Below are 10,525 nucleotides of genomic sequence, written 5' to 3'. Positions count from 1 at the left end.
CACCACCGCCAGCACCTCACCGACCAGGCTCAGCCCCACCAGGATCAGGCCCCAGCCCGTCAAGCTCAAGCCCAGCCCCGTGGCCGCCCTCAGCCCCAGGCGCACGCTGGCCCGGCGCACCGCCATGTTGGCCAGCCGGGCCCGGGCTGCCCCGCGCCACAGCGCCCCGTGTGTGCCCAGCCGCCGGTCGATCACCCGCGCCACCGCGCCCCAGGCCAGGATGCCGCTGGAGGCGGTGAAGCCAAGGGCCGCACCAAAGGACGAAAGATAGGAGTAGAAGACACTTTCGTCCCCGCTCACACGAGCTCGATTGGCCTTGATCGCCTGCCCCACCGCCAACGAAAACCCCGACGCCGCCCCCGCCACGCTGCCCACGGCTTGCAGCACGCCCACCGAGACGGCGCGCTTGGCCGCTTGCTCGCCCAGCCGGTGGGTGAGGCTGGCGCCCCAGGCGGATTCCAGCACTTGCGCACCACCGGCCACCACACCGAAGAGGGAGTCAAAGGCGTTGAACCAATCCAGCGCATCCTCACCGCGGGTCTTGATCAACGTGTCTAAGGTGCTCTTCAGCCCCATCCCATTGAGCCACATCCCCAACAGCCCGATCTGGCCTTCCAGCGTGAGGGCCGTGGCGGGCAGGGCGCGTGCGAGTTCGCCCACCAGCGCCACGGCTTTGTGGTGCCAGCCGGCTTGGGCTTGCACCAGGCGCATGAACTCGTCTTCGCTCACGCGCAGCGCCGCCCCCGAAGCGGCGGACTGCGCGCGCGCGAGCGCCCCGCCGCCCAGGCGGCCCGCTCCGCCGGCGGCCAACTCGGCTGCGGCCACGCCCGCCTCGCGGGCCTGCACCGTGTCGGTGGCCAGTTGCAGCCGCACGCGCCCCTGGGCGTTGCTGGCCGCCAGGCGCTTGAGCCGGCTGTGGCTCAGCACATCGCCGGCGCCTGCCCCAGGCGCACCTCCACCATGGCCTGGGGGTTGGCCCGGTTGCGCGCCTTGAGCTTGTCGCTCCACAGGTTGGCGCTGAAGGCCAGCCAGATGGACTGGCCAATGAGTTCGTGCGCCTGCGGCAGGTGCAGCAACTGATAGCCCGAGGCGTTGTGCTCGGGCCGGGTGCACACGGTGTTGGCACACACGATGCCAAACGCGGGGTGGTCTTGCGCCAGCAGGTGCGCTTGGGGCGTGACGCGCCAGCTGCGCCATTGGCCGGTCTTGGGAATGTACAGGTGCACGTAGCCGGCGCGCAGCAAGCGCAGCACCGGGCGGCTTTGTGTCAGGCCTGCGGGCACCCAGCGCTCGACCAGCGCCGGGTCGGCGGCCACCTCACGGGAGCCGGGCACTTGCAACTGCGCATGCAGCGCCACCGGGCTGGGGCGCAGCAGCAGCAGCGACAAGCCGCTTTTGTGGCAGTACTTGCAGGGTTCAGCAGCCGTGCTCACCAGCGTGGGCTCCTTCCTGCGCAGTGCGGGAGGAGTCCGTGCCGCGCATGGCCATGTGCGCGACCTGGGCCACGTCGGTTGGGGATGTCATCGCCAGGCTCCTCCCTTCAGAAGCGTTGTTCGACGTGCGATGAGCCCGCTAGTATGCGCAGGCTGCTGCGCGCTTCCAATGCCGCAGGCGGCGGAATTACTCCCGCTTACAAAAAACACGGGGATGTCACGCGACCAGGCTCAGCGCGCTGCGTCGCGGAAGGCAGCAATGCGCTCGGCATCGGCCGGGTGGCTGGCCAAGGCGATGCCCAGCAGCGAGCGGACTGAGAGCGGCCTGAGAGCCGCCCGCGGGCTCGGCCGCCTCGGCAGGCTTGCCGTCAACGCGCCTTCAACCAGGCACGCCGGCGCTCCAGCTCGCCGGCCGGCGCCGGGTCGGCTGGCACCAGTGTCACGGAACCGAGCCCGGCGGGGAACTGCACCGACAGCTCGAGCACACGCTGGTCGCGGCCGATGAGCAGGCGCGCCTTGCCAGGCCCGCTGGAGCGCGCCAGGTAGACCGAGAGGTCGTCGAGCTTGCGCAGGCGCCAACCGTCCACGGCCAGCAGCTCATCGCCGGCAGCCAGTCCGGCGCGCTCGGCGGCACTGCCGCGCAGGACCATCTTCACCGTCACCGCGCCGTTCTCAGCCACACGCACCCCCAGACGCTGGGCCCAGCTCGGCGCCTCGCGCTGCCAGCGCACCGCATGGGCGCGCAGCAGCTCTTCCAAGGGCAGATCCTGGGTGCCGTGCACCCAGGCCTGGATCTCCCGGCGGTAGCTGCGAGCGCCCACGGCCTCCAGCGCCTGTGCAAACAGGGCCTCGTCCATCGGGCCGCCGTCGGTGTGGCGCCACAGCCAAGCCATCACCTCGTCCAGCGTACCCTGGCCTTCAAGACGCAGCCGCAGATCCAGGGCCAGCGCAATGAGCGCGCCCTTGGTGTAGTAGCTGATCGTGGCGTTGACGGTGTTCTCGTCGGGACGGTAGTACTTCACCCAGGCATCGAAGCTGGCCTGGGCCACGCTTTGCACCTGGCGGCCCGGCAGCGTGATGGTGTTGGTGATCGTGCGCGCCAGCAGCTTGAGGTAGCGGGCCTCGTCGATCAACCCGGCACGGCGCAGCAACAAATCATCGTAGTAAGACGTGAAGCCTTCGAAGAACCACAGCATCCGCGTGTAGTTCTCGCGGCTGTAGTCGTAGCGCGTGAATTCCGCCGGCCGCAGGCGCTTGACGTTCCAAGTGTGGAAATACTCGTGGCTGATCAGGCCCAGCAGCGTGACGTAGCCGTCGGACAGGCCCTCGTCGCCCAGGCGTGGCAGGTCGCGCCGGCTGCAGATCAGCGCGGTGCTGGCGCGGTGTTCCAGGCCGCCGTAGCCGTCGTCGACGACATTGAGCAGAAAGACGTAGCGCGCAAAGGGGGGCTTGCGCCGGCCATGCCAGAAGGCGATGGCCGTCTCGCAGATGCGCTGGGTGTCGCGCAGCAGGCGTTCACCGTCGAAGCTCGGGGCGGCACCGTTCACGACGAATTCGTGTTCCACGCCCTGGGCCTTGAAACGCCCCCGCCAGAAGCGCCCCAGTTCGACCGGGTGGTCGACCACTTCATCATAGTCGGCCGCCTCGTACACACCCTGCCCGCGCGCGTCGGCCCGGATCACCGGCAAGGCCGTGGCCGCCTGCCAGCCGCGCGGCAGGCCGCGCAGCTCGACACGGTGAGGCTCGTCCTCACGGCCGTGCACACGCAGGAAGACTCCCGTGCCGTTGAAGAAGCCGCGGTGGGCATCGAGGTAGGCGGCGCGCACCGAGGTGTCGAAGGCGTAGACCTGGTATTCGATTTCGAGCGCGGCCGTACCGGTGCAGCGGGCCCGCCAGGTGCACTTGTCGAGCTGCTCCAGCGGCACCGTGCGCGAACCCTGCCGGGCCGTGAGATGCTGGAGGTGGCGGGCGAACTCACGCACCAGGTAGCTACCGGGGATCCACACGGGCAGCGACACCGTGGTGTCGGCCTGCGGACGTGCAACACGCAGCACCACGCGATAGAGGTGGGCCTGCAGGCTGTGCGGTTCGATGCGGTAGTGGATCATCCGGTGCGCTCAGCGGGCCTTGACCTGGGCGAGCTGCTGCTCGATCTGGGCGGTGTTGAGTGCGCCGGGGATGCGCGTGCCGTCCTCGAAGATCAGGGCCGGCGTGCCGCTGATGCGATGCTTGCGCGCCAGTTCGGTGGAGCGGGTCACGGCCTTCCAGTCGCAGCCGGCCGGCGCCGGCGGCGGAGCGATGCCGCGCAGCATCAGGTCCTGCCAGGCTTTGAGGCGGTCCTTGGCGCACCACACGTCGCGCGACTTGGATTCCGAGTCCGGGCCAATGGGCACCGGGTAGAGGAAGGTGTAGACGGTCACGTCCTTGACCTGCTGGACGTCGCGCTCGAAACGTTTGCAATAGCCGCAGTTCGGGTCGGCGAAGACGGCGATCCTGCGCTTGCCGTTGCCGTTCTTCATCACGATGGCGTCCTTGAGCGGCAGGCTCGCGAAGTCGATGGCCGTGAGCCTGGCCACGCGCTCCTGGGTGAGGTTGCGCTGCGCCTCCAGATCGATCAGCTCGCCGCGGATCAGGTAGTTGCCCTGGGCATCGGTGTAGTAGACCTCATGGCCGACCTGCAACTCGAACAAGCCGTTGATCGGTGTGGGCAGGATCTCCAGCTTTGCATCCGGCGGCACACGGGTCTCGAACTTCTTGCGGATCACTGCCTCGTTGGACCAGCCGGGCAGGGCCAGGGCCGCCAACAGCAGCGCAGCCAGGGGGGAGCGCAAAGACATCGCAGATTCCTTCAGGCATCGAGCGCGCGGGCCGTGAGCCAGCGCTTCAAGGGCGGCAGGGCATTGACCAGACCCAGGCCGCGGTTGCGGAGTTCCTTCACCGGTGCCGACGAGGCGGCAAACAGGTGCAGCAGGCCATCGGTGAGCTGCCCCATGGCCCAGGTGGGGGCGCTGCGCGCACGCGCGTAGCGGCGCAGCAGCCGCTCGTCGCCTGGCGAACGCCAGGCCTCGCGCGCGCCCAGCACCTCGGCCAGGGCCTGCACGTCGGCCAGGCCCAGATTGAGCCCCTGCCCGGCCAGCGGATGCACGACGTGGGCCGCATCGCCCAGCAGCACCCAGCCCGGGCCGCACACCCGGTCGGCCTGGGCGAGCGCCAGCGGCCAGCCGACGCAGGTGCCGTGCAGTTGGAGCCGGCCAGCCGCACCGCCGGTGGCCTCGTTCAGGGCCTGCTCCAGTGCGCCCGGCGGCGCTTCCAGCCAGGCCTGTGCCTGGGCCCGGGGCAAGGACCACACCAAGGCGTAGGAGCAGTCGGCCTGCGGGCGGTCGAAGGGCAGAAGGGCCAGCACATCGGGGCTGCGGAACCATTGCCGAGCCACGCCCCGGTGCGGGGCATCGGCCACCAGCCGGGCCGCCAGCGCCGTCTGGCCATAGTCATGCCGCGTCCATCGCACCCCCAGCGCCGCGCGGCGCGCCGAGTAGCGGCCCTCACAGATGGCTTCGAGCTCGGCCTGGACCGGTCGATCGACCACCGTCACATGCGGCTGGCACTGCAACACCCGCGAGAGTTCCTGCTCCAGTGCGGCCGCATCGACGATCCACGCCAGCTCGCGCACCCCCTGTTGCCAGGCCGAGAACTCCAACGTGGCGCCCGGGGCATCGCCCTCGACACGCATGTCGTAGACGGGCGTGGTCGACCCGGCGGGCAGATGGGGCCAGACCTTCAGTCCTTCGAGCAGGGCCACCGACCTCGCGTTGAGCGCGTAGGCGCGCACGTCTTCGACGGGTTGCGCCGACGGGGGTGCGCTGATCGCCACGCGCAGGCCTTCGCGCGCCAGGGCCAGCGCCAGCGTCTTGCCGACGATGCCGTGGCCCAGGATGGAAACGTCGTAACGGGTCATGAAGGCCCATTGTAGGGGCCGGGGCCCTATGATCCTGCCCATGCCCCGCACCTCATCTTCTTGGCTTCGGCGCGCAGCATGGCTGGCCGCCGGCCTGGCGGCCCTGGCCCTGATCGCCGCCGCCTGGCTGGTCCTGCAGTTCGATGCCGAACGCTACAAGGGCCTGGCGGTCCACTGGGTGCGGGAACACCACCAGCGTGAGCTGAAACTCGAAGGGCCGGTGAGACTGAGCCTGCTGCCACGGCTGGCCGTGCGCATCGAGCAGGCTTCGCTGAGCGAGCGCGACCAGCCCGAAACGTTTGCCAGCGTCCAGCAGGCTTCGCTGTCGGTGGCCCTGTGGCCCTTGCTGCGCGGCGTGCTGGCAGTCGAGCAGGTCGAGCTGCGCCATGCCAGCGTCCGGCTCACGCGTGACAGCGAAGGCCGGCGCAACATCGACGACCTGCTCAAGCCCCGCCGGAATGCGGACGGCCCGGCACCGGCGGCCCCGCCGGCCGCTTCCACGCCGCTGCGCTTGGACGTGCAGGGTGTCTTGGTCGAAGACCTGCGCTTGCAGCTCGACGACCGGCCCGCGGCCGTGCGCGGCGAGGTGCACTTGCGCCGCCTGCGCACCGGCCGCCTGGCCCACCAGGTGCCCACCGACGTCGAACTCGATCTGCAAGCCCGCATGGACGAACCGGCCGCCCAGGTGGATGTCCAGGGCCGTGCCCGCGTCCAGTTCGACCTCGACACCGCCTCAGCGGCGCTGCGCGAGATGGCGCTGACCGTGCAGGGTCAGGCCGCAGGATGGACCGGCATCGCGGCGCAGCTCGAAGGCATGCTGGCCTATGACGGCCCGCAGCACGCGGTGCAGGCCGAAGGCCTGCGCCTGACCTGGGGCGCCAGCCGCGGCGCGATGCAGTGGCACGACAGCAGCCTGAGCATCGAGCGCTTCGGCTTCGAGCCCGAACGCCGGTCGCTCGTCGTCGACACCCTGGCCCTGCGTCTGCAGGCCCGCATGCACGCCCAGACCCTGGCGCTCGATCTCGACTGGCCCTCACTGGAAGTGGCCGGTGATGCGATCCAGGGCGGGCCGCTGCAAGGCCGGATCGCGGCCTCCGGCCCGACCGCCGCGCAGGCTGAGTTCCGTTCCGCGACGCCCCGCGGCGGCTTCGACCGCGTCGAGCTGCCCGACCTGCGACTGCGCCTGAAGGGCCGCAGCGGCGCCCATGCGCTCGACGGCCAAGCCCAGGCCCTGCTCACGGTGCAGCCCCAAACTTTGCAGGTCGCCCTGCTCCACCTGCGCGGCAGCACACGCGTGGAGACCCCGGGCCTACAGCCGCAGACCCTGCAGCTCCAGGGCCAGGCACAAGGATCGGCCGCTGTGTCGCAGTGGCAGCTCGAGGGCCGGCTGGGCACCAACGGCTTCACCACGTCCGGCCGCCTGGACCTGTCCACTGCGGTGCCGACGCTGCAGGCCCAGGCCCGCTTCGACCGGCTCGATCTCAACGAGGTGCTGGCCCCCTCGGCCACGACCGCCGCGCCCCCGGCCCGCGCCCCCGCAGGCCCCAGGGCGGTGGATCTGTCGGCCCTACAGGCCGTGCAGGGCCGCCTGGAGCTGCAGGCCGGCGAACTCGCCTATCGGCATTACCGCCTGGCGGACGCCCGCGTCCAGGCCGAACTGAAGGACGGCACCCTCGTCGTGCCCACCTTGGCCGGCCGCATCTGGGGCGGGCGCTTCGATGGCAACGCGCGCGCCGAGGCCGGCAGCCGGCGTCTCGCCCTGCGCGGCACGGCCCAGGGCATCGACGTGGGAGCCGCAGTGCGCGACGTCGCAGAGAAGGACCTGCTGGCCGGGCGCGGCGACCTGCGCCTGGATCTGAGCACCAGCGGTGGCACGGTCGAGGCACTGCGCTCGGCCCTCGCCGGCCAGGCCGCCCTGCAGGTGAGTGATGGCGCCATCAAGGGCTTCAACCTGGCCCGTGCGCTGCGCGAGGCCAAGGCCGCGCTCACACTCAACCGCGATGCGCTTCAGCAAGCCCGTGCCACCGAGCAGACCGATTTCTCGGAGATGAGCGTGAGCTTCCAGGTCGCCGAGGGCGTGGCGCGCAGCAAGGACCTCGACATGAAGAGCCCCTTCTTGCGCGTGGGCGGTGAGGGGTTCATTGACATCGGCCGCAACCGCATCGACTACACCGTGCGGGCGGCCGTCACCTCCACGGCCCAGGGCCAGGGGGGGGGCCGAACTGGCCGCCCTGCGCGGCTTGACGGTGCCGGTGCGCCTCACCGGCCCGCTCGAGGCCATCGAGTGGAATGTGCGCTGGTCGGCCGTGGCCGCCCAGGCCGCCACCACGCAGTTGCGTGACAAGCTGGAAGAACAGCTCAAAGGCCGCCTGGGAGGCAAGGCAGCGCCCGCAGAAGGCGCCGCCTCCGAGCCTGCCGCTGCGCGCAGCCTGGAGGATGTCGCAAAGGACAAACTGAAAGACAAGCTGAGAGGACTCTTCAAGTGAGCGACGTGAATTTCCGTGTGGGAGCGTTGTATGTGCATCCCATCAAGTCGTGTGCGGCGGTGCCGGTGAACCAGGCCCTGATGATCGAGACCGGCCTGGAGTTCGATCGGGCCTGGATGGTGGTCGACGAGCGCGGCGACTTCCTCAGCCAGCGCGAGCTGCCGCGCATGGCCCTGATCCGTCCGACGCTGCGCGCGGCTGACATGGTGCTGCGAGCGCCGGGCATGCTGGCCCTGCACATCGCCTACGACACCGTGGAGGCCCCCACGCGGGTGACGGTCTGGGACGACACCGTGCCGGCCTACGACATGGGCGACCTGGCCGCCCAGTGGTTCAGCGATTTCCTGGGCCGGCGCGTGCGCCTGGTGCGCTTCGATCCTGATCACAAGCGCCTGTCCAGCCTGAAGTGGACAGGCGGTATCGAAGCTGAAAATCAGTTTACCGACGGCTTCCCGCTGCTGGTCGTCACCCGCTTGGCGCTGGACGAGCTCAACACGCGCCTGGCGGCCCAGGGCCGGCCTGCGGTGACGATGGAGCGCTTCCGCCCCAACCTCGTGCTCGATGCCGTGGACGAGACCTTGACGGCCCATGCCGAAGACCACCTGGAAGAACTGCACATCGAGACGGACGACGGCCCCGTGCGCCTGAAGCTCGTGAAGCCCTGCGTGCGCTGTTCCATCCCCGACGTGGACCCGGCCACGGCCGAGACCGGGCAGGCCGTGGGCGACACGCTGGCGGGCTACCGGGCCGATGCGCGCATGAACGGCGGCCTGACCTTCGGCATGAACGCCATCGTGCTGGACGGCGTGGAGCGGCTGCTGCGCGTGGGCCACACCGGCGTGGGACGCTGGGCCTTTTGACCGAAGCGCCCCGCGCCGCTCAAGCCGCCGTGCCGCGGCACCGACGCAAGAAGTCGGCCACGTAGGCCACGGCGCGGTCTGAGCGGCGCACCCCCAGGTGGATCTGCTTGGGCAGCCCGGCCGCACCCAGGCGCACGCAGGTGATCGGCAAGCGCGCGGCGTACTCCTGCGCCAACCACGCCGGCATGGCCGTCACCGCCCGCCCTGCGGCCACCAACTGCAACAGCACCTCGGTGTTTTCCACCGTCTTGTGCCGGTGCGGCAACACACCCGCCGGGGTCAGGAAGCGCGTGTACACGTCGAGCCGATCGGCCGGGACCGGATAGGTGAGCAAGGTCTCCGAGGCCAGATCCTGAGGGTCGGCATGCCCCTGCCCGGCCAGCCGGTGCCCCTGCGCGACCACCAGCACCTGCTCGTAATCGAACACCGGCTCGAAATGCACCTGCGAATGCTGCACAGGGTCCGGCGTCACGAGCACATCGATCTCATGGGCCAGCAAGGCGCCCATGCCACCGAACTGAAACCGCTGATGGACATCGAGGTCCACATCCGGCCAACGCGCCAGGAACGGACCGATCTGCCGGTGCAGCCACTGGTAGCAGGGATGGCACTCCATCCCGATGCGCAAGGTGCCGCGCTCGCCGCGTGCGTATTGTCGCAAGCGATCCTCGGCCAGTTCCAGTTGCGGCAACACCCGCAGCGCCGTGCGCAGCAACTCCTGACCGGCTTGTGTGGGCACCAGGCGCTTGCCTTCCCGACGCCACACCGGCGTTCCCACGCGCTGCTCGAGCTTGCGCATCGTGTGGCTGAGCGCCGACTGTGTCAGGCACAGGTGCTGCGCAGCAGCGGTCAAGGATCCTTGGCGCGCCACCTCCCGGACGATTGCGAGGTGGATCCTCTCAATCATGAACCGTTTTGATTGAAATCTGACAAATCATCATTTTACTTCATCCGTGGCCTGCGACAGCATCGCGTCCTCGACAAACACCACCCTTCCCGACGGAGGACGCCCATGCCCATGGTCACCACCCACAACCTCGGATTCGCGCGCATCGGCGCGCACCGTGAACTGAAATTCGCCCTCGAAGCCCACTGGCGTGGCGAGGTTCCCGTCGATCACGTCTTGCACACCGCCGCCCGATTGCGTGAACGGCACTGGGCGGCTCAGAACGGGCTCGACTGGGTGCCGGTGGGCGACTTTTCGCTGTATGACCATGTGCTGGACACCTGTGCGGCGCTGGGATGCCTGCCGGCACGCGCGCAGGCCGCCGGGCTCGACCGATGGTCGGTGTACTTTCGTGCCGCGCGCGGCCGCGCCCATGCCCACTGCAGCGCCGACCCGGTAGCCGCTGCGGAGATGACCAAATGGTTCGACACGAACTACCACTATCTCGTGCCGGAGTTCGACGCCCACACCGAATTCCAGCTCGACGATGCCTGGCTGCAGGCGCAATGGGAACAGGCCCGCGCCCTGGGGGTGCGAGGCAAGCCCGTCTTGCTCGGGCCGGTGAGCTTGCTGCGCTTGGGCAAGGCGCGCGACGGCTCCGACCCCTTGGACCTGCTGCCCAGGCTGCTGCCGGTTTATGCACAGTGGCTCGAACGCCTGCACCGCGCCGGCGCCACCTGGGTGCAGATGGATGAGCCGGCGCTGGTACAGGACCTGGACGAGCGCTGGCGCCACGCCTTCAACCTGGCCTACCACACCCTCAAGGCCGTGCCTGTTCAACTGCTGGTGACCACCTACTTCGGCGCGCTGCGCGACAACCTGTACCTGGCCGCCCACCTGCCGGT

Annotated in this window: 9 protein-coding genes and 1 pseudogene; 4 read left to right on the top strand and 6 right to left on the bottom strand. The window is 69.7% G+C overall.

Features of this window, described 5'->3' with window-relative positions:
• From ACK42S_RS11895 to ACK42S_RS11875, 5 genes are all read right to left on the bottom strand, one after another.
• Positions 1–927, bottom strand: a 927-nt coding sequence (locus tag ACK42S_RS11895) for a hypothetical protein (RefSeq protein ID WP_409707516.1), incomplete at its 3' end; no start/stop codon positions are given.
• Positions 921–1,433 (bottom strand): toxin VasX, encoded by a 513-nt coding sequence (locus ACK42S_RS11890; protein ID WP_409707513.1) that lies wholly within the window; start codon positions 1,431–1,433, stop codon positions 921–923. The genes ACK42S_RS11895 and ACK42S_RS11890, both read right to left, overlap by 7 nt.
• A 368-nt stretch (positions 1,434–1,801) precedes the next feature.
• Positions 1,802–3,541, bottom strand: coding sequence for a M61 family metallopeptidase (locus tag ACK42S_RS11885; RefSeq protein WP_409707510.1), 1,740 nt, complete (start codon positions 3,539–3,541; stop codon positions 1,802–1,804).
• 9 nt (positions 3,542–3,550) lie between these two features.
• Positions 3,551–4,270 carry a DsbC family protein gene (locus ACK42S_RS11880; protein WP_409707507.1) on the bottom strand — a complete coding sequence of 240 codons (720 nt, stop codon included), beginning with the start codon at positions 4,268–4,270 and terminating at the stop codon, positions 3,551–3,553.
• Positions 4,271–4,281: 11 nt separating this feature from the next.
• Positions 4,282–5,388 carry an FAD-dependent monooxygenase gene (locus ACK42S_RS11875; protein WP_409707504.1) on the bottom strand — a complete coding sequence of 369 codons (1,107 nt, stop codon included), beginning with the start codon at positions 5,386–5,388 and terminating at the stop codon, positions 4,282–4,284.
• Between the two features lie 40 nt (positions 5,389–5,428).
• Here ACK42S_RS11875 and ACK42S_RS11870 point away from each other — a divergent pair, with 40 nt between their 5' ends.
• Genes ACK42S_RS11870 through ACK42S_RS11860 form a run of 3 tightly spaced genes read left to right on the top strand, consistent with a single transcriptional unit; the run spans position 5,429 to position 8,734 of the window.
• A complete protein-coding gene (locus ACK42S_RS11870; RefSeq protein WP_409707501.1) occupies positions 5,429–7,729 on the top strand; it encodes an AsmA family protein in 2,301 nt (766 codons plus the stop codon).
• Complete coding sequence (locus tag ACK42S_RS11865) at positions 7,680–7,874, top strand: hypothetical protein (RefSeq protein ID WP_409707498.1); 195 nt, start codon at positions 7,680–7,682, stop codon at positions 7,872–7,874. The genes ACK42S_RS11870 and ACK42S_RS11865 overlap by 50 nt, the downstream gene beginning before the upstream one ends.
• Entirely contained in the window at positions 7,871–8,734 is an 864-nt protein-coding gene (locus ACK42S_RS11860) for an MOSC domain-containing protein (protein ID WP_409707495.1), read from the top strand. Before ACK42S_RS11865 ends, ACK42S_RS11860 begins: the two co-directional genes overlap by 4 nt.
• 19 nt (positions 8,735–8,753) lie before the next feature.
• Here ACK42S_RS11860 and ACK42S_RS11855 read toward each other — a convergent pair whose 3' ends face one another.
• Entirely contained in the window at positions 8,754–9,641 is an 888-nt protein-coding gene (locus ACK42S_RS11855) for a LysR family transcriptional regulator (protein ID WP_409707492.1), read from the bottom strand.
• 111 nt (positions 9,642–9,752) lie between these two features.
• Between ACK42S_RS11855 and ACK42S_RS11850 the strand changes: the two are divergent.
• Positions 9,753–10,525, top strand: a pseudogene (locus ACK42S_RS11850) (5-methyltetrahydropteroyltriglutamate--homocysteine S-methyltransferase); the annotation flags it as partial.

The organism is Caldimonas sp., assembly GCF_046289365.1.
Classification (GTDB): Bacteria; Pseudomonadota; Gammaproteobacteria; order Burkholderiales; family Burkholderiaceae_C; genus Caldimonas.
Note: the sequence above shows the minus strand (reverse complement) of the source record. Positions and strands in the feature narration are given on the sequence as shown.